Raw genomic sequence first — 26,213 nt, 5'->3', positions numbered from 1 at the left:
CCGCTGCCCGACCCTTCGTCCCGAGGAAGCCGGATGCCCCCCGCCGCTCGCAGGCCGCGTTTTCGAACCCCCGCCCCCGTCCTCGGCCTCCTCCTGCTCCTCGCGGCGACCCCCGCGTGCAGCGGGTCGGCCACACCGGGCCCCGGGACCCCCGCGGCCACGCCCCGGGCCCCCTCCCCCATCGTCGCGGCCGAGGAGTCCCCGTTCTGGGTGGACCCGCACAGCGACGCCGCCCGGCAGGTCGCGGCCTGGGAGACGGCGGGCCGCAACGGCGACGCCCAGGTGCTGCGCAGGATCGCGGACCGCCCGCTCACCCTGTGGGGGCCGGGCGACGACCCCGGCCCCGAGATCCGCCGCGCCCGGACGGGAGCAAGGGCCACCGGGCGCACCCTGCTGCTCGCCGCGTACAACATCCCCCACCGGGACTGCGGGCAGCACTCGGCCGGCGGCGCCCCGGACGCCCGGGCCTACCGCAGCTGGATCGGCGCCTTCGCGGACAACATCGAGGACACCAAGGCCGTCGTCATCCTGGAGCCGGACGCCATCGCGCACGTCATCGACGGCTGCACCCCGCCCGAGCACCACGCCGAGCGCTACCAGCTCCTCTCCGAGGCCGTGGACCGGCTGAAGAAGAACCGGAACACCAAGGTCTACCTGGACGCCGGCAATCCGGCCTGGATCCCCAACCCGATGGACCTCGTCGAGCCCCTCTTCAAGGCGGGCCTCGCCCGCGCCGACGGCTTCGCCCTCAACGTCTCCAACTTCCAGCCCGACGCGGCCGCCCGGGCCTACGGCGCCAGGATCTCCAAGGGCGCGAGCGGCAAGCACTTCGTCATCGACACCAGCCGCAACGGCGACGGGCCGCTGGCCGGCGACCGCGGGCAGGCCTGGTGCAATCCGCCGGGCCGCGCCCTCGGGACCCCGCCGACCGACCGGACGGGCGACCCGCTCGTCGACGCGTACCTCTGGGTCAAGCGGCCCGGCGAGTCCGACGGGACGTGCCGCGGCGGTCCGACGGCCGGCACCTGGTGGCCGGACTACGCCCTCGGGCTGGCCCGCCGCGCCAGGGAATGACGCGGAACCCGCCGTGCCGCCGCCTCGCCCCGTCCCCCTACGGGGTGTCCGCCGGCTGCGGGGCCTTCACATGGAGCCACTTCGCCACCGAGGGCGTGCCGTCCGCGTCCGTCACGAACAGCATGTACCGGCCCGGCGGGACCAGCGTCGGGTCCCGCGGCACCTCGACCGTGACCGAGTCGTCCGTCCGGGTCAGCCCGAGTTCGATCGAGCGCTGCTCCACGTCCGTGGTGTGCGTGACCGCGCTCGGCCGCATCAGGCGGGCCCGCTCGATCCGCTCGGGGTGCGCCGTGGCGAAGGTGGCCCGGCCGTTCTCGTCGGGCTCCTCGGGCCCCGCGCCCAGTACCGGCCGCAGCCCGGGGTCCCGGTAGAGGTACGGCGGCGTGTACACCTCCAGCCGGTGCTCGAACTTGCCGAGCCGGGTGTTGTCCTTGTCGGCGAAGAGCGGGTCCGAGCCGAAGGTGGCCACCCGGCCGTCGGGCAGCAGCAGCGCCTCCGAGTGGTAGTTGCGGCCCACGACCGGATCGGCGGCGGCCGCGAAGGAGTCGGTGCGCGGGTAGTAGAACTGCGCCTTGAGGATGTCGCTGGCGCCCCGGCCGCGGTAGTCGGCCGAACCGCCGGTGGTGAAGACCGAGTCGTCCGGCAGCAGCACGCTGCTCAGGTAGCGGGTGGCGCGCGGCAGCCGCGCCGAGGACCGGAAGACGGGGTTCTCCTCCTTCAGGTCCACGATCGCGGTCCGGCTGGACGAGAGCCTGGACTCACCGACCCCGCCGCCGCCGAGGACCATCACCTTCTGGTCCTGGGCGGGCGGCAGCAGGAGCGAGGAGGAGGTTTCCATCCGGTCCGGCTCGGCCAGCCCGCCCACCTTCTTGAACTCGTTGGTCGCAAGGTCCCACACGCCCGGCTCGCGGCCCTTGGTCTTCGGACCGTAGCCCGCGTTGGAGCCGGTGTAGAGGAGCTTGCCGCCCTGCATGAGGAAGAGCGCGGGATAGGTCGGGAAGTAGTGGAAGGGAGCCTTCGACCACTTCTTCGTCCGCGGGTCGTAGTACTCGTTGTCGCCGGGCACCACGTCGCCGACGTCGTTGAGCCCGGACACCGCGAGCACCCGCCCGTCCGCCAGGGTCACCAGCGTCGGGTACCAGCGGGCGTCCCTCATCGGGTCGACGCGGAGGTACTTCTCCGCGACCGGGTCGAACTCGTAGGCCGATTTGATGCCCTGGAAGTCCTGCTTGTCGGCGCTCAGCCGCTCCGCGAGCCCGTAGACGTTGTGGGCGTCCCTTCCCGTCAGCCCGACCACCTCGTACTGCGCGGCCTCCGTCGTCAGCCCCTCGGCGCCGGATTTCACCGCCTCCACGAAGACCCGGGACTCGGCGGCCACCACCGTGGTCCGCCATGGCACGACCTGGCCGCCGCGCCCGTAGGTGATCTCGAACTTCTTCTTCGCCTTCGCCACGACGACGTCGAACTTCGCCTCGTACTCCACCCCGGACGGGGACCGGAACCGGGTGCCCTTGCGCAGCTTGACGGCCTTGTCCGGGTTCTCGTTCTTGACCCGCATCCGGCCTCCCGCCCGGGTGACCTTCCCGTCGAGCACCTCGTAGCGGGCGGTGCCGCCGGCCACCAGCAGCCGTCCGTCGGGGAGCTGGCTGTGCCCGGCGCAGAAGAAGTCCTCGGGCGTCGGGATCTTCTTGAAGCTGTCGTCCTTCGGGTCCCACAGGACGGTGTCGAAGGTGCCCTTGTCGAAGTTCTTCTGGTTGTTGCCGCTGCCGGCGATGAGCAGCACCTTGCCCGTGTGCAGCAGGGCGGCGTGCATGGCGTTGATCCGGTACTCGTCGGGGAGTCCGACGAGGTCCCACGAGCCGTACTGGATCCGGTAGCTGGGCTGCCCGATCTTGTACGAGTGGTACCGGTCCTCGGCGAAGGAGATCGCGGCGGGCGCGTTGAGAGCGATCAGCACCAGCGCGGCGCCGGCGCCCAGGGCGGTCTTCTTGAGCTTCTTCGACGGCTGGTAGGCCATGTTCAGTTCCCTCCTGTCGCCCGGACGTACGCCGGCTCCTCACCCGGCTCGGACCCTCCGTCCGCCCCGCCCCCGGATCCCGCCCGGCCGCGCGTCACGCACCACACGACGAGCGGGGCGAGTGCGATGGCCAGCGCCAGCACCGCCCAGACCCTCATGGCGACGTGCGTGTGGTCGAGGACGACGGATGCCAGCAGCGAGAGGATCAGGACGGCGGCCCAGAAGAGGTGGATGCGGAAGGTCGCCAGCCGGTCGGGGCTCGCGTCCCCGCCCTTGGGGGTGACGACGAAACGGCCCTCGGTGCGCAGCACCGCGGAGCCGAGGGACCTGAGGTAGACGGGCGCGCAGACGGCGGACATCGCCATGCCCGCGACGCCGCCGGAGCCCTCCGGTTCGTGGGGCGAGACGTTGTGGCGGCGGTTCCACAGGTAGAGGCCCACCTGGAGGGCTGCCGCGTCGGCGTAGAGCATCAGCCAGACCTTGGAGGAGACCTGGGTGCCGGAGGCGCCGAACCACAGGAACAGGACGCAGCTGAGGATGCCGAGCAGCCAGTTCACCGCGGTCATCGGGTAGTAGACGAGCATCAGCGTGTAGTTGAGCCGGCGGCCGGCGGGCATGGTGAGGAGGCTCTTGCCGTACTGCCTGAACAGGGTCTCGTAGGTGCCCCGCGACCAGCGCAGCTGCTGGGTGAAGAGGTCGGTCCAGGAGGCGGGGCCCTCGCCGACGGCCAGCACGTCGGGGGTGTAGACGGAGCGCCAGAACCGGCCGGTGGCAGGGTTGCGGCTGCGGTGCAGCTCGAAGCCGGTGGCCATGTCCTCGGTGATGGAGTCGTAGAGTCCGCCGACCTGGCGCAGGGCGCTGATCCGTACGGCGTTGTTGGTGCCGACGAACATGGGGGCGCCGTACCGGTTGCCGGCGCGCTGGATCAGGGCGTGGAAGAGGTACTGCTGGGACTCGGCGGCCTTGGTGACGGCTTCGGTGTAGTTGCCGTAGACCTGCGGGCCGACGACGAAGGCGACATCGGGGTCGCGGAAGTAGCCGAGCATCCGCTCCAGGTAGTTCGCGAGCGGTACGTGGTCGGTGTCGACGGAGGCGAAGAACTCGTAGTCGTCGCCGTGCCGCGCCAGCCAGGAGTTGTAGTTGCCGTGCTTGGTCCGTGCCCGGTGGGCGCCCCTGGCCGTGTTCCACTCGGGCACGCCCTTGCGGGTGAAGTGCCGTACGCCGAGCTTCGCGCACAGCTCCCTGGCCTCGGGGTCGTCGCCCTCGTCCAGCAGCCATACGTCCAGCGGCCCGTCGTGCCTGATGCGCCGCGCGCCCAGGAGGGTCGCCCGCACCATGGCGAGCGGCTCCTTGCCGGGGACATAGGTGGTCAGGAACGCGACGCGGGTGCCGGGCTCGGCCGGTACGGGGACGGGGTCGCGGGCGACCATCGTGGCGTGGGCGATCGACACCACGTTGACCAGGGTGAACAGCATGATCAGCGCGAGCGAGCAGAGCATCGCGGCGTCGCAGACGATCAGCCAGCGGGCGGCGCCCTCCCGGACGGTCCAGTGGGTGGGCCACACGAGGTAGAGGAGCAGGCCGGCCGCGGCCACCGGGGCGAGCGTCATGAGGGCGATCGCCCGTATTCGGGTACTGACCTCCTCGCGCGAGAGCAGGGAGCGGTACGCCACGTGGTGGACGCCGTCGGGGCCGGGCGCCGGATCGGCGAACGGACCGGCGAGGCGGCTGTGTGTCTCGTAGTCGAAGCCTTCCGGCACGGTCCCTGCCACGGTCCCTCCCGGTGCTCGGTCCCCGAGGCCTTCACCCCACGAAAGGCGACGGACCGGGGCGTGTCGAACGGGGATCGGCCGTCCGGGCGAATCCTCGTCCGGGTCGGGGCACAGGGCCGTACGGGTGACGCGCGCCGCCGGCCGGGGCGGCGCGGGCGGGTCAGCGGGTGCCGCGCCGCAGGCCGTGGCGCACCACGCGCTGGCTGAGGGAGCCCAGGCCCTCCAGCACGGCGGCGAGCCCGGCGAGCTGCTCCAGGGCGTCGAGCGCGCTGCCGGCGCCCTGCGGGTCCACCCCTTCGTACAGCTCGATGCCGATGAAGGAGGCGGCCGTGGCCCGGGCGAGGCCCGCCGGGTCGGCGTACCCGGCCAGCGGGGTCGCCGCCAGCAGCCGGGTGAGGACCTTCTCCAGCTCCGCGATCCACAGGCCGAGCCCGTCGGCGGTGGCGGCGGCGAGGGTGGGCGAGTTCTGCCCGGCGGCCAGCAGCTGCCCGAGCATGGCGACGTTCCCGGCGGTCCGTTCCTCCTCGTGCATCGCGCGGGCGAACTCCAGCAGTTCGGCGAGGCTGCCCAGCTCGGCGAGGCGTTCGCGGTAGCGGGCCACCCGCTGCTCGGCTCCGGACCGGCAGGCCGCGGCGAGCAGCTCGTCCACGGAGCCGAAGTGGTAGAAGATCAGGCCCTGCCCCACGCCGGCGGTGGCCGCGATGGTGCGGGCGGAGGCTTTGGCGATGCCCTGTTCGACCAGGGTGCGCAGGGCTCCTTCGAGGAGCTTGTCCCTGGTGGCGGCGCTCATGCCCGGACCTCCTCGCGGACGGGCCGCAGGTCGCCGCAGAGTCCGGTCGCCCACCGGTCGCGGGCGTCGACGTACTCCGCGGTGAAGGAGCCCTCGTACCCGAAGAGCGGTCCGAAGCGGCGGTTGACCACCCGCACCCGGATCCGGAACCGGCCGGTGGCCTCGTCGAAGGACTCGCGGACCTCGGCCTCGCCGCCGATGAGGTCGGGGACGCGGACGTCGAGGGGGCCCTCGCGGAAGCGGTGTTCACCGGACCGGATGAGCAGCGAGCCGTCGGGCTCGGCGCTCATGTGGAGGTCGCTGGCGAGGTGCTGGTGCGTGCCCAGGTAGTCGAGGACGCAGTCGCGCTCGGGGCTGTGGACCATCGTGGCGTCGAACCGATGGGGTCCGCCGGGCAGCCGGAAGGTCCGTACGAAGGTGACGGTCTCGCGTCCGAAGGAGTCGAGGTAGGGGAGGTTCTCGATGACGAAGGGGACGTCGCGCCCCTCGCGCGGCACCAGGATGTTGCGCATGCCGCCGAGCCGCAGGAAGGGCTTCACATAGCCGGGGCCGTGCCATATCCGATCCATGGTGCCGCGGCCGATGCAGCCCTCGCCGCTCGTCAGCCCGACCGAGAAGCGGCGCTGGATCTGCGGGTGCAGACGGTCGAAGTCGGCGCCCATGTGGGCCCGGAAGATCGAGGTCATGACGGCTCCAGGGTGCTGAGCAGGCGGGGCGCGGTGGCGGAGGTGCGGCCCGGCGGGGTGCGCAGGCAGCGGCGGGCGGCCGGGGTACCGGGCAGCGGGGGCAGCAGCAGGGCGGCGGCCAGGACGAACAGGGCGGCCACCGGCGGCGCGTACACCAGGGCGGCCGCGCACAGCAGGGCGCGCAGGGCGCTCTCGCCGATCGCACGGGCGAGGGCGAGGCCCGGGGTGGTCCCGCGCTCGCACCACAGCCGCAGCCGGTCGAAGGACCAGGCGGTGGCCCAGCCCATGAGCGGGCGCAGCACCAGGCGGTCGGCGAGAGCGCCGAACCGGCCCCAGCGCGGGCGGTAGTCGTAGCCGGTGAGGAAGCGGATGCCGTCGGGGCCGGGGACGTAGCGCCAGTACCCGCTGCCCTCGGCGAGCAGCGAGAGGGGGTGCTCCGAGGCGAACCGCAGGGCGGAGACCCGGGTTCCGTCGTCCCGGTGCCGTTCGCCCGCGGAGATCCCGGTCCCGTCGACGGAGAGGAAGGGCAGCACGCGGGTGGCGTACCGGAACCGCTGGGGTTCGCCCTCGGCGCGCGGCAGGTAGCCGATGGAGGTGAACCGCAGGTCCCACCGCTGGTGCTGCGCAGGGTCCTGGCTGCGCTCCCAGAGCTCGTCCATTCCGGCGCGGATCACCGTCTCGACGTACAGGCCCATCGTCACCCCCCGTTCCACGTGTTGAGCGATCGCTCAAACGGCACCTTAGGGGAAGTTGAGCGATCGCTCAAACCGCGCCCGCCGGGCCGGTCCGGCCACGCCCCGGATCCCCCGGGGCACGCGAAAGCGCCCCCGGCCGGGAGGCCGGGGGCGCTTTCGGAAATACGGGTGGAAGCCGGGCGGGTGAGGGCGGGTCAGCCCTCGGCGAGGTGCCGCTCGACCGTCTCGACCTTGGAGGTGATCCCGTCGTGGACCCCGGGGCGGATGTCGGCCTTCAGGATGAAGGAGACGCGGGGCGCCCTCTCCTCGACGGCGGCCACCGCGCGCCGGACGACGTCCATGACCTGGTCCCAGTCGCCCTCGACTGTCGTGAACATCGCGTCGGTGCGGTTCGGCAGCCCGGACTCGCGGACCACCCGGACCGCGTCGGCGACGTACTCGCCGACCTCTTCGCCGACCCCCAGCGGGGTCACCGAGAACGCGACGATCACGCCCCGGCCGCCTCGCGCGCACGGGCCGCGATCACGCTGTCGCCCTCGTCACGCTTGAGGAGCTTGTCGCCGTAGAGCCCCCCGAAGGGCACGACCGCGAGCGCGAAGAACAGCACGACCTTCTTGAAGGGCCACTTCGCCTTGTTCCAGACGTCCAGCAGGAAGACCGCGTACAGGACGAACAGGATCCCGTGGATGACGCCGAGCGGCATCATCAGGTAGTCGATGTCCGAGACCCGGCTCAGCAGCGAGCCGAAGATCAGCAGGGCCGGGAACGACAGCGCCTCCGGAACGGAGACGAGGCGCAGGCGGTGCAGGGCGGAGGCGGTCTTGATGTCCACGTGGAACCTTCGGGGTGGAGGCCAGGGTCGGCTCCAGTGTCTCAGCCGCTTTACGGGATCTTGACCCGGCCCCTCCCCCTCCGCGGCCTCCGCGGCGGGCCGGGAGAGGGGACGGCATCGCCCCCATATCTCCCGGGTGTGGCATATATCAGCCACGGGGCCCTGTTCGGGGTCGCCCGCTGCCGATAACGTCTCCCCGTGGCTCAGTTCCGACTCCAAGGCAGCAAGGTGCTGGCCGTCGACCTGACCGGGGATGCCGTGAAAGCGAAGAACGGCTCCATGGTCGCGTACGACGGGCAGATGGCCTTCAAGAAGATGTCCGGCGGTGGCGAAGGCCTCCGCGGCATGGTGACCCGCCGGCTGACCGGCGAACAGATGACAGTGATGGAAGTGCAGGGGCACGGCACCTGCTTCTTCGCCGACCGCGCGAGTGAGATCAACCTGGTCAACCTGCGCGGCGAGAAGCTCTACGTCGAGTCCAGCAACCTGCTGTGCACCGACGCCGGTCTGCGCACCGGTACCACCTTCACCGGCCTTCGGGGAGCGACGACCGGCAACGGCCTGTTCACCACCACCGTCGAGGGATCGGGCCAGGCCGCGATCATGTCCGACGGGCCGGCGGTGGTGCTGCGCGTGAGCGCCCAGTACCCGCTCTCCGTCGACCCCGGCGCGTACATCGCGCACACGGGCAACCTCCAGCAGTCCTTCCAGTCCGGTGTGAACTTCCGCACACTCATCGGCGAGGGCTCGGGCGAGGCGTTCCAGATCCGCTTCGAGGGCGAGGGCCTGGTCTACGTGCAGCCCAGCGAACGCAACACCGTCGGGGGCGACATCTGATGCCGTTCCGCGAGATCAACTCGAAGATGGTCGAGGCCCAGGTCGTCCCGGGCCAGAAGATGTACAGCCAGCGCGGCGCGATGCTCGCGTACCGCGGCGACGTCTCCTTCACCCCGAGCCTGACGGGCGGTCAGGGCGGGGTCATGGGCATGATCGGGCGCCGGGTGGCGAACGAGCAGACCCCGCTGATGTCGGTCGAGGGCAGCGGCACCGTGATGTTCGGCCACGGCGGCCACCACATCCAGGTCATCAACCTGACCGGCGAGACCCTCTACGTCGAGGCCGACCGGCTGCTCGCCTTCGACGGCAGCCTCCAGCAGGGCACGATGTTCATGGGCTCCCAGGGCGGGGTCATGGGCATGGTCCGCGGCCAGGTGACCGGCCAGGGCCTCTTCACCACCACCCTCAAGGGCCACGGCTCCGTCGCCGTGATGGCCCACGGCGGGGTCATCGAGCTGCCGATCACCCCCCAGCGCCCGATCCACGTGGACCCGCAGGCGTACGTCGCCCACCACGGCGACGTGCGCAACAAGCTGTCCACCGCGCTCGGCTGGCGCGACATGGTGGGCCGCGGCTCGGGCGAGGCGTTCCAGCTGGAGCTGTCCGGCCAGGGCGCGGTGTACGTACAGGCCTCCGAGGAGAAGCTGTGAATTTTGGCCCCGTGACCGGCGGACCGGGCGGCCCGACGGTCTTCGACCCGTACACGCTGCCCTCCGACGACAACGTGAACGCGTACACCTTCTGCGTGGAGCTCAAGGGGAGCCAGTGGTTCCTGCAGAAGGGCAAGATGATCTCCTACTACGGGCAGATCGAGTTCAACGGGATCGGCAACGGCCGCTTCGACCGGCTGCTGCGCACCAGCTTCCACTCCCCCCTGCACGCCAGCGACTGGGTGGTCGCCGAGGGCTCCGGCAAGATGCTGCTGGCCGACCGGGCCTTCGACGTGAACTCGTACGACCTGGACAACGGCAACCTGACCATCAGGTCGGGCAACCTGCTCGCGTACCAGCCCTCGCTCGCCCTGAAGCAGTCGATCGTCCCGGGTTTCCTGACGTTGATCGGAACCGGGAAGTTCGTGGCGGCGTCCAACGGTCCGGTGGTGTTCATGGAACCGCCGCTGCGCGTGGACCCGCAGGCGCTCGTGGGCTGGGCGGACTGCCCCTCGCCGTGTCACCACTACGACCACAAGTACATGACGGGCGTGATGGGCGGACTGCGTTCGCTGACCGGCATCGGGGGCAGCTCGGGCGAGGAGCACCAGTTCGAGTTCGTCGGTGCGGGGACGGTGCTGCTGCAGTCCTCGGAGATGCTGATGGCGGAGCAGGCGATCGGCGCGGTCGGCGCCGGCGCGGCGACGGGCAACGCGCAGGGCGTCCCCGGTGCCGGCCAGGGCCCGATGGGGCAGCTGGGCGTGCCGCGGATGCCGGGACAGCTGGGTGATCTCCAGCGTCGCCTCGGTCTGTGATCCTCCGAATGTCAGATTTTTTGTACGTAATTCAACTTCTTAGGTAGAGTTCATTCATGGAGACCATGGAGACCGAGACGGCCACGCGCTGGCTGACCGACGCCGAACAGTGCGCCTGGCGCACCCATCTGGACGTCAGCAGACTGCTGATGCACCAGCTGGAAAAGGATCTCCAGCCTTTCGGACTCACCAACAACGACTACGAGATCCTCGTGAACCTCTCGGAGTCGAAGGACCACCGGATGCGCATGAGCGATCTCGCGACCGCCACGCTGCAGTCCAAGAGCCGGCTCTCGCACCAGATCACACGCATGGAGACGGCTGGCCTGGTCCGCCGGGTGAACTGCGAGTCCGACCGCCGCGGTCTGTACGCGGTGCTCACGGACGAGGGCATGGAGACGATGCGCAAGGTCGCCCCGCACCACGTGGCGTCCGTCCGCCAGCACTTCATCGACCTGCTGCCGCCGGACGCCCTGGCGGCGCTGCGCGCCTCGCTCGCCCCGGTCGCGGAGCACCTGCGCGACAACCGCGGCAAGATCTGAGGCCGGCGCGCTCGACGCGCCGCGAACGGCGGCCGGCCGGACAATGGGCACTGTTCGCCTGAAGCCGGCCGCCGCCGGGCAACCGTGCGCACCCTGGCCGGCCCGAGGAGGTCCAGCCATGAAGCGCAATCTGTGCATCTCCACGGCCGTGTCCGTCGTCCTGATGGCGGGAGGCCCGGTGGCGGTCGCGGCAGCGGCCACCGCCGACACGGCGAGAACGCTCGTCCCCGCCGTCGCCGTACAGGCCGACGTGACCGCCGAAGGGGCTGCCGCGGCGGCCGTGAAGCACTACCCGGGCGTCGTCGAGTCCCTCGACAAGGACGGCGACGTCTGGCACGTCGACGTGATCAGCAAGGACGGCAAGGGGCACGCCGAGCTCGAGGTCTCCGCGAGCGGCACGGTCACCGAGCAGAACCGGGACACCGACGAGAACGCGGCGGAGAACAAGGCCCTGGTCGCCGCCAAGGTCACGGCCGAGGACGCGATGAAGGCCGCACTGGCCGCGCACCCCGGGCAGGTCTGGTCCGTCAGCTGGGACGACGACGAGGACGGCGACGCCCACACCTGGGACGTCGAGGTGCGGTCGCCCGACGGCAAGACCTGGAACGCCCAGGTGGACCACGCCACGGGCAAGGTCACCCAGTCCGGCTCGGCCGACGGTGACGGGAACGACGAGGACGGCGACAACTGACGGCGGACGGCATCTCACGGCGACCGACGGCGAGCGGAGCCCGTGGAGGGTCTGCGCGCGCCGCAGCCCGGCTGCGCGGCTGCGGGCCCGCCCGCGGCCGCCCCGGGGCGGCAGGAGGCCGTCAGGGCCGCCCACGCGCCCCTGACGGCCCGGCCCGGGGGCCGGGCACGCGCCGCTCAGGCCTCCGTCAGCGTCGCCAGCAGCGCGTCCGCGGCCGCGTACGGGTCCAGCTCGCCCACGGCCACCCTGGCGGCTAGCGCGTCCAGGTGCGCGTCGCCGTGCAGGTCCGCCATCCGCGCCCGCAGCGCCGTCACCGCGATCGTCTCGACCTCCCGGGCCGCCCGGGCCGCCCGGCGCTGCGCCAGCACCCCGCGCTCGTCCATCCACGCCCGGTGCTTCTCCAGCGCCTCGACCAGCTCGTCGATGCCCTGGGCGCGGGCCGCGACCGTCTTGACGATCGGCGGCCGCCAGTCGTCCCGGCCGCGCGCCTCGCCGAGGCCCAGCATGTGGTTCAGCTCCCGGGCCGTCGCGTCCGCCCCGTCCCGGTCCGCCTTGTTGACCACGTACACGTCGCCGATCTCCAGGATGCCCGCCTTGGCGGCCTGGATCCCGTCGCCCATCCCTGGCGCCAGCAGCACCACCGAGGTGTCGGCCTGCGAGGCGATCTCCACCTCCGACTGCCCGACGCCGACCGTCTCGACGAGGATCACCTCGCAGCCGGCCGCGTCCAGCACGCGGATCGCCTGCGGCGCGGCCCAGGCCAGCCCGCCCAGGTGGCCCCGGGTGGCCATGGAGCGGATGTAGACCCCGGGGTCCGAGGCGTGGTCCGACATCCGCACCCGGTCGCCGAGCAGCGCCCCGCCCGAGAAGGGCGAGGAGGGGTCGACGGCGAGGACGCCGACCCGCTTGCCGGCCTTGCGGTACGCGGACACGAGCGCCGAGGTCGAGGTCGACTTGCCGACGCCCGGCGACCCCGTCAGCCCCACCACGTACGCCCCGCCCGTCAGCGGCGCCAGCGCGGCCATCACCTCGCGCAGCTGCGGGGACGCCCCCTCGACCAGCGAGATCAGCCGGGCCACCGCTCTCGGCCGGCCCTCACGCGCCTGGGCCACCAGCTGGGGGACGTCCACCGCCGTCATACGTGCTGCGCTCCTCGGTTCTCGTACGGGTTCGTGCCGTGCGGGCCGCCGGGCTCCCGTGGCGGGGCCCGGCGGCCTGGCGCCGGTTACTTGGCGACGCGGACGATCAGCGCGTCGCCCTGGCCGCCGCCGCCGCACAGCGCGGCCGCGCCGACGCCGCCGCCGCGGCGCTTGAGCTCCAGCGCCAGGTGCAGCACCACACGGGCGCCGGACATGCCGATCGGGTGCCCCAGGGCAATGGCGCCGCCGTTGACGTTCACCTTTTCCGGGGTCACGCCGAGGTCTTTCATTGACTGCACGGCGACCGCGGCGAAGGCCTCGTTGATCTCGATGAGGTCCAGGTCGGAGACCTCCAGGCCCTCCTTCTTCAGGGCGTGCAGGATCGCGTTGGACGGCTGCGACTGGAGCGAGTTGTCGGGGCCGGCCACATTGCCGTGGGCGCCGATCTCGGCGATCCACTCCAGGCCGAGCTCCTCGGCCTTCGCCTTGCTCATCACGACCACGGCGGCCGCGCCGTCGCTGATCTGGGAGGAGGTGCCGGCGGTGATGGTGCCGTCCTTGGCGAAGGCCGGACGCAGCTTGCCGAGGGACTCCACCGTGGTCTCCGGGCGGATGCCCTCGTCGGTCGAGAAGATCACCGGGTCGCCCTTGCGCTGCGGGATCTCCACGGGGACGATCTCGGCCTCGAAGACGCCGTTCTTCTGCGCGGCCGCGGCCCGCTGGTGCGAGGAGGCGGCGAACTCGTCCTGCGGGGCGCGCTCGATGCCCAGGCGGGTGTTGTGCTTCTCGGTGGACTCGCCCATCGCGATGTTCTCGAAGGCGTCGGTGAGGCCGTCGTAGGCCATCGCGTCGAGCATCTCGATGGCGCCGTACTTGAAGCCCTCGCGCGACTTGGGCAGCAGGTGCGGGGCGTTGGTCATGGACTCCTGGCCGCCGGCGACCACGATGTCGAACTCACCGGCGCGGATCAGCTGGTCCGCCAGCGCGATCGCGTCCAGGCCCGAGAGGCACACCTTGTTGATCGTGAGGGCGGGCACGTTCATCGGGATGCCGGCCTTGACCGCCGCCTGGCGGGCGGGGATCTGGCCCGCGCCGGCCTGCAGCACCTGGCCCATGATCACGTACTGCACCTGGTCGCCGGAGATCCCGGCCCGGTCCAGCGCGGACTTGATGGCGAAGCCGCCGAGGTCGGCACCCGAGAAGGACTTGAGCGAGCCGAGCAGGCGCCCCATGGGCGTGCGGGCCCCGGCGACGATCACAGAAGTGGTGTTGTTCGATCCGGACATGAGGCACAGCCCCTTGGATGAGGAGTGAACGAGGGTTTACGTGAATGTACTGGGCGGTACCGCAGCGGTCACCGGGCTGCCGGTGTGATCGCGCGCACGTTGCGTGACCACCCCCTTCGGCGGTGCACTGTCACCATGCTGACAAGAATCGACCACATCGGGATCGCCTGCTTCGACCTGGACAAAACCGTCGAGTTCTACCGTGCCACGTACGGCTTCGAGGTGTTCCACTCCGAGGTCAACGAGGAGCAGGGTGTCCGCGAGGCCATGTTGAAGATCAACGAGACGTCCGACGGCGGCGCCTCCTACCTCCAGCTCCTGGAGCCCACCCGCGAGGACTCCGCGGTGGGTAAATGGCTGGCCAAGAACGGCGAGGGCGTCCACCACATCGCCTTCGGCACCGAGGACGTCCAGGGAGACTCCGAGGCCATCCGCGGCAAGGGCGTCCGCGTCCTCTACGACCAGCCCCGCACCGGCTCGATGGGCTCCTCGATCACCTTCCTGCACCCCAAGGACTGCCACGGCGTTCTCACCGAACTGGTCACCTCGAACCCCGAGCACTGACGGACCACTGATGGCCCGATTCCCCGGCCGGTAGAGTGGCCATGGCTCGGCCGGGGTTCGGTGCGGAGACGGGGTCGGGGCCTGTGACCCCTGCCCCGGTATCTGACACCATTCCCCCGGGGGCGTCGTTCAGCGGGCGAGCGATGCTCATTTGGGAGTGAGCTTGCGACCAGGGGACGGATGGGACCGCGCTGTGCGGGGCTACGAAAGCCAGGAGAGCCATCAGGCCGAGGCCGACCATCTCTCGCGCTTCGAGGCCGAGATGGAGCGGCTGAAGAAGGAGCGCGGGAAGGCCGTCCAGCACGCTGAGGACCTGGGATACCAGGTCGAGGTGCTGCGCGCCAAGCTTCACGAGGTACGACGCTCACTGGCGTCCCGCCCCGCCTACGACGGCGCGGACATGGGCTACCAGGCGGAGCAGCTGCTCCGTAATGCCCAGATCCAGGCCGACCAGATGCGCTCCGACGCCGAGCGCGAGCTGCGCGACGCCCGGGCGCAGACCCAGCGCATCCTCCAGGAGCACGCCGAGCACCAGGCGCGCCTGCAGGCCGAGCTGCACGCCGAGGCCGTCAACCGCCGCCAGCGCCTGGACCAGGAGCTGGGCGAGCGGCGCCAGACCGTCGAGGCCCACGTCAACGAGAACGTGGCCTGGGCCGAGCAGCTGCGCGCCCGTACGGAGTCCCAGGCGCGCCGGCTGATGGAGGAGTCCCGCGCCGAGGCCGAGCAGTCCCTGAACGCCGCCCGCGCCGAAGCCGCCCGGGTCGCCGAGGAGACCCGGCGCCGGATGGCCGCGGACGCCGAGACCGCCCGTGCGGAGGCCGAGTCCACCCTGCTGCGCGCCCGCAAGGAGGCGGAGCGGCTGCTGACCGCCGCCTCCTCGCAGGCCCAGGAGGCCAGCGAGCACGCGGAGCGGCTGCGCTCCACCACGTCCGCCGAGGCCGAGCACACCCGGCAGCAGACCCTGGATCTCGGCCGGCTGGCCGAATCCCGGGTGCAGGAGGCCGACTCCGCCCTGCGCGAGGCCCGCGCCGAGGCCGAGAAGCTCCTCGCGGAGGCAAAGGAGAGCTCCACCCGGCAGCTGGCGTCGGCGGAATCCGTCAACGAGCAGCGCACCCGCACCGCCAAGGAGCAGGTCGCCCGGCTGGTCGGCGAGGCCACGAAGGAGGCCGAGGCCCTCAAGGCGGAGGCGGAGCAGGCCCTGGCCGACGCCCGCGCGGAGGCCGAGCGGCTGCGCTCCGAGGCCGGCGACAGCGCCCGTACGGCCGCGGCCGAGGACATGGCGGCCCAGCTGGCGAAGGCCGCCCGCACCGCCGAGGACGTACTGAACAAGGCCTCGGAGGACGCCCGGGCCACCACCCGGGCCGCGTCCGAGGAGGCCGAGCGGATCCGCCGCGAGGCCGAGACCGAGGCCGACCGGCTGCGCCTGCAGGCGGCGACCACGGCCGACGAGCTCAAGGGCGCCGCGAAGGACGACACCGAGGAGTACCGGGCCCGCACGGTCGAGCTCCAGGAGGAGGCCCGGCGGCTGCGCGGCGAGGCCGAGCAGCTGCGTGCCGAGGCCGTCGCCGAGGGCGAGCGGATCCGCGGCGAGGCCCGCCGCGAGGCCGTCCAGCAGATCGAGGAGGCGGCCCGTACCGCCGAGGAACTGCTCGGCAAGGCCAAGTCGGACGCGGACGAGCTGCGCGGCGGGGCGACCGCCGAGAGCGAGCGGGTGCGCGCCGAGGCCGTGGAGCGGGCCGGCACCCTGCGCAAGCAGGCCGAGGAGACCCTGGAGCGGACCCGCGCGGAGGCCGAGCGGCTGCGCGCCGAGGCCGAGGAGCAGGCCGAGGCCGTACGGGCCGAGGCTGACGCCGCGGCCCTCGCCCGGCGCGAGGAGACCGAGCAGGCCGTGGCCGCGCGGCGCGCGGAGGCCGACGAGGACCTCGTACGGCTGCACACGGAGGCCGAAGGCCGGCTGACGACGGCCGAGCAGACGCTGCGCGACGCCCGTGGTGCGGCGGAGAACATCCGCCGGGAGACGACGGAGGAGAACGACCGGCTGCGCGCCGAGTCGGCGGAGCGGATCCGTACCCTGCAGGCGCAGGCGGAGACGGAGGCCGACCAGCTGCGCACCGAAGCGGCGCAGGACGCCGGGCGGGTGCGCGCGGAGGCCGAGCAGTCCGCCGTACGGCTGCGCGGCGAGGTCGAGGCCGAGGCGGAGCGGGTGCGCTCCGAGGCGCAGGAGACCGCGGACCGGCTGCGCGCGGAGGCGAAGGCCGCCGCCGAGCGGGTCGGCGAGGAGGCCGCGGAGGCGCTGGCCGCCGCTCAGGAGGAGGCCGCCCGGCGTCGCCGGGAGTCCGAGGAGACCCTGGCGTCGGCGCGGACCGAGGCGGAGAGCGAGCGGGCCCAGGCCCGCGAGCAGAGCGAGGAACTGCTGGCGCAGGCCCGCAAGCGCTCCGAGGAGGCGCAGGCCGAGGCGGTCTGGCTGACGGAGGAGGCCGAGCGCCGCGCGTCGGAGGTCGTGGCGGCGGCGGAGGCCACCGCCACGCAGGTGCGCGACTCCGTGGCCGGGCTGCACGAGCAGGCCGAGGAGGAGATCGCCGGACTGCGCAACGCCGCCGAGCACGCGGCGGAGCGTACGAGGACGGAGGCCGAGGAAGAGGCCGGCCGGGTCCGCAGCGACGCCTACGCGGAACGGGAGCGGGCCACCGAGGACGCCAACCGGATCCGCAGCGAGGCGCGCGCCGAGACGGACGCGGCGAAGTCGCTGGCGGAGCGGACGGTCGGCGAGGCGATCGCCGAGGCGGAGCAGCTGCGCAGCGACACCGCCGAGTACGCGCAGCGGGTGCGTACGGAGGCCACCGACGCGCTGGCCGCGTCCGAGCGGGACGCGGCGCGGACCCGGGCCGACGCCCGGGACGACGCGAACCGCATCCGCGGCGAGGCGGCGGAGTCCCTGGAGGCCTCCCGCACCGAGGGCGCGCGGATCACGGCCGAGGCGACGGCGGAGGCCGAGCGGCTCACCGAGGAGACCCGCGCCGCGAACGCGGCCACCGTCGACGAGGCGAAGGCCGAGGGCGAGCGGATCACCACCGACGCGTCCGAGATCGCCGAGGCCACCCGTATCGAGGCCGCGGGCATCCTGGACGAGGCACGCGCCGAGGGCAACAGGCTGCGTACCGAGGCCGCGGAGCAGATCGACCGGCTCATCACGGAGGCCTCGGCGGAGGCGGACCGGCTCACGGAGGAGACCCGCGCCGCGAACGCGGCCACCGTCGGCGAGGCGACGGCCGAGGCGGAGCGGGTCACCGCGGCGGCGGCCCGGCTCAAGGCCCAGGCGGCCGACACCCTGGCGAGCGCCGAGCGCGACGCCGCCCGGATCATGGTCGACTCGCGCGCCGAGGGCGACCGTCTGATCGACGAGACCCGCGTGGCCAACGAGGCCACCGTCGGCGAGGCGGCCGCGGAGGCGGACCGGCTGCGCGCCGAGGCGGCCCGGGTCCTGGACGACGCCCGCGCGGAAGGCGGCCGGATCATCGGCGAGGCCACCGCGGAGGCGGACCGCGTCACGGTCGCGGCGAACGAGACGCTGGCGGGCGCCGAGCGCGACGCCGAGCAGACGCTGGACGAGGCGCGCGCCGAGGCGAACCGGCTGCGCACCGAGGCGGCCGAGCAGGCGGACCGGCTCGTCGCGGAGGCCGTGTCCGAGGCGGAGAAGCTCACCGCGCAGACCCGCAAGGACAACGAGCGGACGGTGGGCGAGGCGGCCGGCGAGGCCGAGCGGCTGCGCGCGGACGCGTCGGAGGCGCTGTCCTCCGCCCAGGAGCACGCGACCCGTACCCGGTCGGAGGCCGAGCGCGTCAAGGCGCAGGCGGCGGCCGAGGCGGAGCGCAACCGCGGCGAGGCCCGCGCGGAGTCCGAGCGGCTGCTGGACGAGGCCCGCGAGGCGGCCAACAAGCGCCGCAGCGAGGCCGCGGAGCAGGTCGACCGGCTCATCACGGAGGCCTCGGCGGAAGCCGAGAAGCTCACGGCCGACGCGCAGAAGCAGGCCCTCGCCGCGACGACGGCGGCCGAGGAGCAGGCGGACGCGATGGTCGACGCGGCCCGCAAGGAGGCCGTGCGGATCACCTCGGAGGCGACCGTCGAGGGCAACTCCATGGTGGAGAAGGCCCGTACGGACGCGGACGAGCTGCTGGTCGGCGCGCGCACGGACGCGGCCGCCATAAGGGAACGGGCGGAGGAGCTGCGCGGCCGCGTCGAGGGCGAGGTCGAGGAGCTGCACGAGCGGGCCCGCCGGGAGTCGGCCGAGCAGATGAAGTCGGCCGGTGAGCGCGTGGACAAGCTGGTGCGCGCGGCCACCGAGCAGAGCGTCGAGGCCGAGGCGAAGGCCAAGGAGCTGGTCTCGGACGCGAGCAGCGAGGCGAGCAAGGTGCGCATCGCCGCGGTCCGCAAGGCGGAGGCGCTGCTCAAGGAGGCCGAGCAGAAGAAGGCCGAGCTGACCCGGGAGGCCGAGAGCACGCTCGCCGAGGCCAAGGCGGAGGCGGAGCAGCTCGTCGACGAGGGCCGCCGCGAGCTGGAGGTCCTGGTGCGCCGTCGCGAGGACATTCAGGCGGAGATCTCCCGTGTCCAGGACGTTCTTGAGGCGTTGGAATCATTCGAGGCGCCTTCGGGCGGCGGAAAGCCGGCGGTCGGCGGTCAGGGCGCAGGGGGCGTGAAGGCCGGGGCGACAGCGGGTTCCACTCGTTCGGGTGGCAAGGCGTCGGAGGGGTAGCCAAATGCTCAGCGATGTGTGCACCTGATGAAGGTTCAGGCGAACGAGTGACAAGCGTTCTCTCGCCTTGCCACTCAAAAGGGGTGTCATTGTCCAGATCAAACGCGGATTGACTCGATGACACGCCGTCTGGGCGCCTAGGATTCCCCTAACACCTCACGTAGCACCTCATCGGTCTCATTCGACAGGAACCCCATGAGCGACACTTCCTCCCCCTTCGGCTTCGAGCTCGTGCGGCGTGGTTACGACCGCGGTCAGGTGGACGACCGCATTACCAAGCTGGTCTCCGACCGCGACAGCGCCCTTGGACGAATCAACTCTCTGGAAAAGCGGATCGAGGAGTTGCACCTCGAGACGCAGAACGCCCAGGCCCAGGTGAACGACGCCGAGCCGTCGTACGCCGGTCTCGGCGCCCGGGTCGAGAAGATCCTGCGGCTGGCCGAGGAGGAGGCGAAGGACCTGCGCGAGGAGGCCCGTCGCGCGGCCGAGCAGCACCGTGAGCTCGCCGAGTCGGCCGCCCAGCAGGTGCGCAACGACGCCGAGTCGTTCGCCGCCGACCGCAAGTCGAAGGCGGAGGACGAGGGCGTCCGTATTGTCGAGAAGGCCAAGGGCGACGCCTCCACCCTGCGCGCCGAGGCCCAGAAGGACGCGGCCTCCAAGCGCGAGGAGGCCGACGCCCTGTTCGAGGAGACCCGTGCCAAGGCCGCCCAGGCCGCCGCGGACTTCGAGACCAACCTCGCCAAGCGCCGTGAGCAGTCCGAGCGCGACCTCGCCTCCCGCCAGGCCAAGGCCGAGAAGCGTCTCGCGGAGATCGAGCACCGCGCCGAGCAGCTGCGCCTGGAGGCCGAGAAGCTGCGTACGGACGCCGAGCGCCGGGCCCGCCAGACCGTGGAGACCGCGCAGCGCCAGGCCGAGGACATCGTGGCCGACGCCAACGCCAAGGCGGACCGCATCCGCAGCGAGTCCGAGCGCGAGCTGGCGGCGCTCACCAACCGCCGCGACTCGATCAACGCGCAGCTGACCAACGTCCGCGAGATGCTGGCGACGCTCACCGGTGCGGCCGTCGCGGCGGCCACCCCGATCGTCGACGACGAGCCCGTCACCCGCGGCGTCCCGGCGCAGCAGAGCCGCTGATCACCGACGGGCAGGGCGCACCGCCCCCCGTTCGCCCGTTCGAGGGCCCTATGTCACCTGTAGAGGTGGCGTAGGGCCCTCGGGCGTTCTAGCGTGGCCGCATGATCGAGCTTGAGGGCCTCACCAAGCGATTCGGTGCGACGACCGCCGTGGACCACCTCAGCTTCCAGGTCAGACCGGGGGTGGTGACCGGCTTCCTCGGCCCCAACGGGGCCGGCAAGTCCACGACCATGCGCATGATGCTCGACCTCGACAACCCGACCAGCGGCACGGTCCGGGTGTACGGGAAGCACTACCGCGACCTGCAGGAGCCGTTGAAGCACGTCGGGGCGCTGCTGGACGCGAAGGCCATGCACGGTGGCCGGAGTGCGTACAACAACCTCCTGTGCCTGGCCCAGTCGAACCGCATCCCGCGGCAACGGGTCGGCGAGGTGCTGGATCTGGTCGGTCTGACGCCTGTGGCGAAGAAGAAGTCCAAAGGATTTTCGCTGGGAATGAGCCAACGGCTGGGAATCGCCTATGCATTGCTGGGCGATCCGGAAATCCTGATGTTCGACGAGCCGGTCAACGGTCTGGATCCCGAGGGAATTCTCTGGATCCGCAATCTGATGAAGGGCCTGGCGGCCGAGGGAAGGACGATCTTCGTCTCCTCCCACCTGATGAGCGAAATGGCGCTGACCGCAGATCATCTGGTCGTCATCGGACAGGGAAAGCTGCTGGCAGACCTGCCGATGGCCGATTTCATCCAGCAGAACTCACGCAGTTACGTCCGGCTGCGCTCGCCGCAGCAGGAGCGCCTCAAGGACCTGCTGCACGAGGCCGGAATCGATGCCGTCGCCGTTCCGGCCACCGGCACGCTGGAGATCGACGGTGTGAGTGCGGAGCGGCTCGGCGAGCTGGCCGCCGAGCACCGGATCGTGCTGCACGAACTCAGTCCGCAACGGGCCTCGCTGGAGGAAGCCTTCATGCGCATGACCGCCGACTCCGTCGAGTACCACGCCCACGCACCGGGCGCCGGGGCGAACGACAACCCGGCCCGGCCGGCCGATGTTCCCGCCTGGGGCGCCGGCTTCGGGGCGACGCACAAGGGAGGCGAGTGAACATGGCCTTCACCGCCGTCCTGCAGTCCGAGTGGACCAAGATCCGCACGGTCGCCTCCACCAGCTGGACCCTGATCGTCTCACTGGTGGTCACCGTCGGCATCGGCGCCGCGATCTGCGCCTTCGTCAACGCGAGCTTCCAGGACATGCCCCCGGCCCAGCAGGCCACCTTCGACCCCACCCAGGTGAGCTTCGCCGGGATGACCCTCGGCCAGCTGGCGATGATCGTCTTCGGGGCGCTGGTGGTCGGCACCGAATACAGCACCGGCATGATCCGCACCTCGCTGGCCGCCGTACCGCGCCGGGAGCACTTCCTGCTCGGCAAGCTCGTGGTGGCGACGGCCCTGGCCCTGCTGGTCGGCCTCCTCACCAGCTTCCTGTCCTTCTTCATCGGCCAGGCCCTGCTGGGCGGGCGCAGTATCGGGATCGGCGAGGAGAACGTGCTGCGCGCGGTGGTCGGTGCGGGCCTCTACATGGCCCTGCTCGCCCTGTTCTCGATGGGGGTGACCACACTGCTGCGCAGCTCGGTCCTCTCGATGTGCCTCCTGATCCCCTTCGTCCTGGTCCTCCCGGCCATCCTGGCCATCGCCGAGGCGACCCGGAAGGTGGGCATGTACCTGCCCAACCAGGCGGGATCCAGGATCATGCAGGTCGTGCCCAACGGGATGGACACCGCCGACACCCCGTACGGCCCGTGGGGCGGCCTCGGGATCATGACCCTGTGGGCGCTCGCCGCAGTACTCGGGGGCTACGTCGTCCTCAGGAAGAAGGACGCCTGACCCCGCGCCCCCCGCTGAAGTACTACGGGTGATGCCCGGGTCGGTCTCAGGGGCGGCTCAGGGATCCGGCCGGGGACGGAACCACAGGAACCTCGTTATCCTCTTAACCCTTACGCGGGCGAAAGTCGTCCCGGCCTGGTAAGGGGCAGCAAGATGATCGAGGCAGTCGGCCTGACCAAGCGCTACGGCGCCAAGACCGCCGTCGAGCAGCTGTCCTTCCAGGTCAAGCCGGGTCACGTCACCGGATTCCTGGGACCCAACGGCTCCGGCAAGTCGACCACCATGCGCATGATCGTCGGCCTCGACCGGCCCACGTCCGGTCATGTCACGATCAACGGCCGGCCCTTCCGGGACCTGCCGAACGCCCAGCGGCACGTAGGGGCCCTGCTCGATGCCAAGGCCGTCCACGGCGGCCGGCGGGCCCGCGCCCACCTGCTGTCCATCGCCCAGCTCTCCGGGATCCCGGAGAAGCGGGTGGACGAGGTGCTGGCCGTGGTCGGCCTCCAGGACGCCGCCCGGCAGCGTACGAAGGGCTTCTCGCTCGGCATGGGCCAGCGGCTCGGCATCGCCACCGCCCTGCTCGGCGACCCGCAGGTGCTCCTGTTCGACGAGCCGGTCAACGGTCTCGACCCCGAGGGCATCCTCTGGGTCCGCAATCTCATGCGCCGCCTCGCCGCCGAGGGCCGCACCGTCTTCGTCTCCTCGCACCTGATGAGTGAGATGGCGCTGACCGCCGACCACCTGATCGTGATCGGCCGGGGCCGGCTGCTGGCCGATATGGGCACCCAGGAGTTCATCGCGCACAACTCGGCCGGATTCGCTCGGGTGCGCGCGGCCGACACTGATCCTGATGGCCGGGACGCGCTGGGTAAGGCCCTCGCCGAGGCGGGTGGCCGGGTCCTCCAGGAGCCCGGCGGAGCACTGCGCGTGACCGGCCTGGAGCTGCCGCGGATCTCCGATCTCGCGCACGGGGCCGGCGTACGGCTGTGGGAGCTGTCTCCGCACCGGGCCTCGCTGGAGGAGGCGTACATGCGGATGACCCAGTCCGCCGTCGAGTACACCTCCACCGACGACCCGCGGGCCGAGCTGTGGGAGCCGGAGCCGCTCTCCCTCCCGGCCTGGGAGGAGGAGTCGGAGGCGGCGGCCCCCGAGGTCCCGCAGACCGGCTTCTACGCGCCCCCGCCGCCGGGGGCGGGCGGGCAGCCCTTCCTGATGCCCAGCAAGCCGGGCGAGCTCGCGAGCGCCGCCAGGAACACCCCGCACACCCCCGAGGACACCCGATGACCGCGACGACCACGACGGTGGAGCAGCCCGGGAACTACAGCTCCCCCCTCGCCACGCCGCGGCCGCACCTGGGGCACGCCATGGCCTCGGAGTGGACCAAGCTGGTCTCGCTGCGCTCCACCCTGTGGACGCTGGGCTCGCTCGTGCTGACCGTGGTCGGCATCGGCCTGATCGTCGTCTCGCAGACCGCGGACGGGGACTACTCGCAGATCAACTTCACCACGCCCGCGCTCGTCGGCCTGATGGTCGGCCAGCTCGCGGTGATGGTTCTCGGCGTCCTGACCATCACTTCGGAGCACGGCACCGGGCTGGTGCGGACCACGTTCACGGCCGCCCCGGACCGGTACCGGGTGCTCACCGCGAAGTACCTCGTCTTCAGCATGGCGGCCTTCGCCACCACCACGCTGTCGGTCTTCGTGGTCGGGATCACCGCGGCCGTCGTGCGCGGCGGCTCCGCGTCCGGCCCGCACGCGGCCGGCGAGTGGTTCGGAGCGCTGGCCGGCTGCGGCTACGTCACGCTGCTCGGCGTGCTCGCGCTCGCCATCGGCTCCCTGGTGCGGCACTCCGCCGGTGGGATCGCCGTCATGCTGGGCGTGGTCACGCTGCCGCCGGTGATCGGGGCCATGCTCAGCATGTGGGAGGCCGTCGCGGCCGCCGGTGAGCTCATCCTGCGCCACAACGTGCCGGTGGCGCTGATGACGCTGTTCGGTCTGCCGCAGGGCGGCGACGTGGGCCCCGAGCCGAGCACCCTCTCGCAGCTGATGCTCATCGTGCTGGTCACGGGCGGCGCGGTGGCCGCCTCGTACGTGATCGTCGGCCGCCGGGACGTCTAGGCCGTCTCTTTCGGATCTTGTCGGCCGAGCCCGCGTTGCCCGGTGCCGTGCATCGCAAGGCGGAGGAGCTCCCTCGTACTGGACGTACTCGGGAGCCCCGACAACACAGCGAGGTGCGGCACCGGGCAGCGCGGGCCTGGGGGCACCTCCCAGCGGTAGCTGGGGGAGCAGGATCCGAAAGAGACGGCCTAGGCCGGGGCCTTCGCCCGGTCAGTACCGGGGAGCGTTGCGGGACCGCTGCACCTTCGTGGTGCGGCGGTCCTTCGCGTTCCAGCAGGCCTTGTGCCAGTGGCGGCGGTCGTCCACGCCGCCGTACTCGGGCCAGGCCACCAGGTGCGGGGTCCCGGAGGGGATCTCCTGGTCGCAGCCGGGGCAGCGGTAGCGCTTGCCCGCAGCGCTCGCGCCGGCCACGTGCCGGACCTTCCAGTCCTCGCCCTGGTACTCCTCCGTGCGCTCCAGCCCGTAGCGGTCGAGGCCGGTGCCGGGGCGTTCTTCCGGAGTCTCGCCGCCCCTGGGGCGGTTGTTGCGCGGTGACACGTATACCTCACGGATGGGCGGACGGCAGTGACTTTCTCCCAGACTACGCGCAGCGAGGCCGGGTACCCGCAGGGTGGCTGATGAAGGCCGGCGCGCGAAGAGGAATGGCCCGACAATCCCAATAACTTTCGTGTCAGCCCGTGCCTTTGGCACGTGTCAGACGTTGTTGCCATAGGAAGAACCGGTCCACCTGGGGGAGGCCGCGTCAGCCGCGAGGAGGCTAAAGGCGATGCGCGTAGGAGCGTTTGTACTGGCGGCCCAGTTCCCGGGCCAGGGACAGGGAGAGGCACTGCACCGGGCGGTGCGGACCGCCGAGGTGGCCGAGGAGGCCGGGCTCGACTCGGTCTGGCTCGCCGAGCACCACTTCGTGCCGTACGGGGTCTGCCCCTCGGCGGTGACCCTGGCGGCCCTGATGCTGGGCAGGACCCGGCGGCTGCGGGTGGGGACGGCGGTGAGCGTGCTGCCGAGCACGCACCCGGTGGCGCTCGGGGAACAGGCGGCCCTGCTGCACGTGACCTCGGGCGGCCGGTTCACCCTCGGCGTGGGCCGCGGCGGGCCGTGGGTCGACCTGGAGGTGTTCGGGGGAGGCCTGGACAGTTACGAGAACGGCTTCCCGGAGGCCCTGGACCTGCTGCGGCGGTGGCTGACCGAGGCGCGGGTGGGGGCCGCCGGCGAGCGGTACGGATTCCGCGAGGTGGCCGTCGTACCGCGGCCCTCGGAGGCCCTGGACGGGGACGTGGCCGGGCCCGAGGTCATCGTGGCCTGCACCTCGGCCGCGTCGGTACGGATGGCCGCGGAGCGGGGGCTGCCGATGCTGCTCGGGATGCACTGCGGGGACGAGAGCAAGGCCGAGATGGTCGCGCTGTGGCGCAGCACGGCGCTCGCGGCGGGCCACTCGCGCGAGGTCGTGGCGGGAGCGGGACACGTCTCGGCCGGAGTGTGCCAGATCGCGGACCGTACGGCGGACGCGCGAGAGACCCTGCTGAAGGCGATGCCGGGCTGGCTCAAGCAGGGCCTCGACGCGCATGTGACGGTGGACGGCCGCGTGCGCGCGATGCGGGATCCGGTCGCCTATACGGAACTGCTGTGCGACCTGCACCCGGTGGGCACCCCTGAGGTGGCGGCGGACCGGCTGGCGGCCACGTCGGCACGGACGGGCATCACGCGCTTCGCCCTCCTGACGGAGGGCAGCGGCGATCTCGCCGCGACGGAGGAGAACGTCCGACGACTCGGCGCCGAAGTCCTTCCCCGCCTCGGCTGAGACCTGCCGGTCCTGCCCGGGCCGTTTCCCGCGGATCACGCCCGTGCGGCACGATCCGCAGGAGACGGCCCAGGTTCTGTCGTCAAAGCAGCGCCGCCCGGGCCCGCGACGTCCGGTGCCGGGCGTCGCGGGTCCGGGGGCACAC

General features: G+C 72.0%; 24 protein-coding genes. 14 read left to right on the top strand and 10 right to left on the bottom strand.

The features are described from left to right. Positions 1–33: 33 nt before the first annotated feature. A complete protein-coding gene (locus tag OG753_RS28635; protein ID WP_327264499.1) occupies positions 34–1,074 on the top strand; it encodes a glycoside hydrolase family 6 protein in 1,041 nt (346 codons plus the stop codon). A gap of 37 nt (positions 1,075–1,111) precedes the next feature. Here the strand turns inward: OG753_RS28635 and OG753_RS28630 are convergent, their stop codons facing one another. The 7 genes from OG753_RS28630 to OG753_RS28600 all read right to left on the bottom strand — a co-directional run bounded on the left by OG753_RS28630 (position 1,112) and on the right by OG753_RS28600 (position 7,866). Then, the gene (locus OG753_RS28630) at positions 1,112–3,091 is read right to left on the bottom strand and encodes a kelch motif-containing protein (protein ID WP_327264498.1); all 1,980 of its coding nucleotides are present in this window, start codon (positions 3,089–3,091) and stop codon (positions 1,112–1,114) included. Between the two features lie 2 nt (positions 3,092–3,093). Continuing rightward, entirely contained in the window at positions 3,094–4,863 is a 1,770-nt protein-coding gene (locus tag OG753_RS28625) for a glycosyltransferase family 2 protein (RefSeq protein WP_405790676.1), read from the bottom strand. 160 nt (positions 4,864–5,023) lie between these two features. Beyond that, the gene (locus OG753_RS28620; protein WP_327264496.1) at positions 5,024–5,653 is read right to left on the bottom strand and encodes a TetR/AcrR family transcriptional regulator; all 630 of its coding nucleotides are present in this window, start codon (positions 5,651–5,653) and stop codon (positions 5,024–5,026) included. Beyond that, entirely contained in the window at positions 5,650–6,339 is a 690-nt protein-coding gene (locus tag OG753_RS28615) for a DUF4166 domain-containing protein (protein ID WP_327264495.1), read from the bottom strand. The genes OG753_RS28620 and OG753_RS28615 overlap by 4 nt, the downstream gene beginning before the upstream one ends. Further along, on the bottom strand, positions 6,336–7,034 hold the full coding sequence (locus tag OG753_RS28610; protein WP_405792844.1) for a hypothetical protein: 699 nt from the start codon (positions 7,032–7,034) through the stop codon (positions 6,336–6,338). The genes OG753_RS28615 and OG753_RS28610 overlap by 4 nt, the downstream gene beginning before the upstream one ends. Before the next feature lie 194 nt (positions 7,035–7,228). After that, positions 7,229–7,525: an MTH1187 family thiamine-binding protein gene (locus tag OG753_RS28605; RefSeq protein WP_301366420.1), complete on the bottom strand. Its 297-nt coding sequence runs from the start codon at positions 7,523–7,525 to the stop codon at positions 7,229–7,231. Then, entirely contained in the window at positions 7,522–7,866 is a 345-nt protein-coding gene (locus OG753_RS28600; protein ID WP_327264494.1) for a DUF3817 domain-containing protein, read from the bottom strand. The genes OG753_RS28605 and OG753_RS28600 overlap by 4 nt, the downstream gene beginning before the upstream one ends. A gap of 198 nt (positions 7,867–8,064) precedes the next feature. On the opposite strand from OG753_RS28600, the gene OG753_RS28595 reads away from it, so the two are divergent. The 5 genes from OG753_RS28595 (at position 8,065) to OG753_RS28575 (ending at position 11,401) form a co-directional block, all read left to right on the top strand. Beyond that, entirely contained in the window at positions 8,065–8,703 is a 639-nt protein-coding gene (locus tag OG753_RS28595; RefSeq protein ID WP_327264493.1) for an AIM24 family protein, read from the top strand. Beyond that, positions 8,703–9,353, top strand: a complete 651-nt coding sequence (locus OG753_RS28590) for an AIM24 family protein (protein WP_327264492.1) — start codon at positions 8,703–8,705, stop codon at positions 9,351–9,353. Before OG753_RS28595 ends, OG753_RS28590 begins: the two co-directional genes overlap by 1 nt. A gap of 11 nt (positions 9,354–9,364) precedes the next feature. Beyond that, the gene (locus tag OG753_RS28585; protein ID WP_383198348.1) at positions 9,365–10,168 is read left to right on the top strand and encodes an AIM24 family protein; all 804 of its coding nucleotides are present in this window, start codon (positions 9,365–9,367) and stop codon (positions 10,166–10,168) included. Positions 10,169–10,233: 65 nt separating this feature from the next. Then, complete coding sequence (locus OG753_RS28580) at positions 10,234–10,710, top strand: MarR family transcriptional regulator (RefSeq protein WP_327266936.1); 477 nt, start codon at positions 10,234–10,236, stop codon at positions 10,708–10,710. A 118-nt stretch (positions 10,711–10,828) separates the two neighbouring features. Then, the gene (locus OG753_RS28575) at positions 10,829–11,401 is read left to right on the top strand and encodes a PepSY domain-containing protein (protein ID WP_405790675.1); all 573 of its coding nucleotides are present in this window, start codon (positions 10,829–10,831) and stop codon (positions 11,399–11,401) included. Between the two features lie 176 nt (positions 11,402–11,577). On the opposite strand, the gene meaB is transcribed toward OG753_RS28575, so the two are convergent. Next, entirely contained in the window at positions 11,578–12,540 is a 963-nt protein-coding gene (gene meaB / locus OG753_RS28570; protein WP_327264490.1) for a methylmalonyl Co-A mutase-associated GTPase MeaB, read from the bottom strand. Between the two features lie 86 nt (positions 12,541–12,626). Beyond that, complete coding sequence (locus OG753_RS28565) at positions 12,627–13,826, bottom strand: acetyl-CoA C-acetyltransferase (protein ID WP_327264489.1); 1,200 nt, start codon at positions 13,824–13,826, stop codon at positions 12,627–12,629. Positions 13,827–13,961: 135 nt separating this feature from the next. On the opposite strand from OG753_RS28565, the gene mce reads away from it, so the two are divergent. The 7 genes from mce (at position 13,962) to OG753_RS28530 (ending at position 24,270) form a co-directional block, all read left to right on the top strand. Further along, positions 13,962–14,390, top strand: a complete 429-nt coding sequence (gene mce, locus OG753_RS28560) for a methylmalonyl-CoA epimerase (RefSeq protein WP_008738238.1) — start codon at positions 13,962–13,964, stop codon at positions 14,388–14,390. Between the two features lie 193 nt (positions 14,391–14,583). After that, positions 14,584–19,140 carry a polarized growth protein Scy gene (scy, locus tag OG753_RS28555; protein ID WP_405790672.1) on the top strand — a complete coding sequence of 1,519 codons (4,557 nt, stop codon included), beginning with the start codon at positions 14,584–14,586 and terminating at the stop codon, positions 19,138–19,140. Between the two features lie 195 nt (positions 19,141–19,335). Then, positions 19,336–20,274: a cellulose-binding protein gene (locus OG753_RS28550; protein ID WP_327264487.1), complete on the top strand. Its 939-nt coding sequence runs from the start codon at positions 19,336–19,338 to the stop codon at positions 20,272–20,274. A gap of 101 nt (positions 20,275–20,375) precedes the next feature. Beyond that, positions 20,376–21,374 (top strand): ATP-binding cassette domain-containing protein, encoded by a 999-nt coding sequence (locus OG753_RS28545; protein ID WP_405790671.1) that lies wholly within the window; start codon positions 20,376–20,378, stop codon positions 21,372–21,374. Positions 21,375–21,376: 2 nt separating this feature from the next. After that, positions 21,377–22,153: an ABC transporter permease subunit gene (locus OG753_RS28540; protein ID WP_405790670.1), complete on the top strand. Its 777-nt coding sequence runs from the start codon at positions 21,377–21,379 to the stop codon at positions 22,151–22,153. Positions 22,154–22,306: 153 nt separating this feature from the next. Beyond that, positions 22,307–23,437, top strand: coding sequence for an ABC transporter ATP-binding protein (locus tag OG753_RS28535; protein ID WP_327264484.1), 1,131 nt, complete (start codon positions 22,307–22,309; stop codon positions 23,435–23,437). Further along, entirely contained in the window at positions 23,434–24,270 is an 837-nt protein-coding gene (locus tag OG753_RS28530) for an ABC transporter permease (protein WP_405790668.1), read from the top strand. The genes OG753_RS28535 and OG753_RS28530 overlap by 4 nt, the downstream gene beginning before the upstream one ends. Before the next feature lie 210 nt (positions 24,271–24,480). On the opposite strand, the gene OG753_RS28525 is transcribed toward OG753_RS28530, so the two are convergent. After that, positions 24,481–24,807: an ATP/GTP-binding protein gene (locus OG753_RS28525; protein ID WP_327264482.1), complete on the bottom strand. Its 327-nt coding sequence runs from the start codon at positions 24,805–24,807 to the stop codon at positions 24,481–24,483. A gap of 229 nt (positions 24,808–25,036) precedes the next feature. Between OG753_RS28525 and OG753_RS28520 the strand changes: the two genes are divergently transcribed. Continuing rightward, positions 25,037–26,068 (top strand): LLM class flavin-dependent oxidoreductase, encoded by a 1,032-nt coding sequence (locus tag OG753_RS28520; protein ID WP_405790667.1) that lies wholly within the window; start codon positions 25,037–25,039, stop codon positions 26,066–26,068. The last annotated feature ends 145 nt before the right edge of the window (positions 26,069–26,213 follow it).

The sequence above is a fragment of the Streptomyces sp. NBC_00029 genome (assembly GCF_045160505.1).
GTDB lineage: Bacteria > Actinomycetota > Actinomycetes > Streptomycetales > Streptomycetaceae > Streptomyces.
Note: the sequence above shows the minus strand (reverse complement) of the source record. Positions and strands in the feature narration are given on the sequence as shown.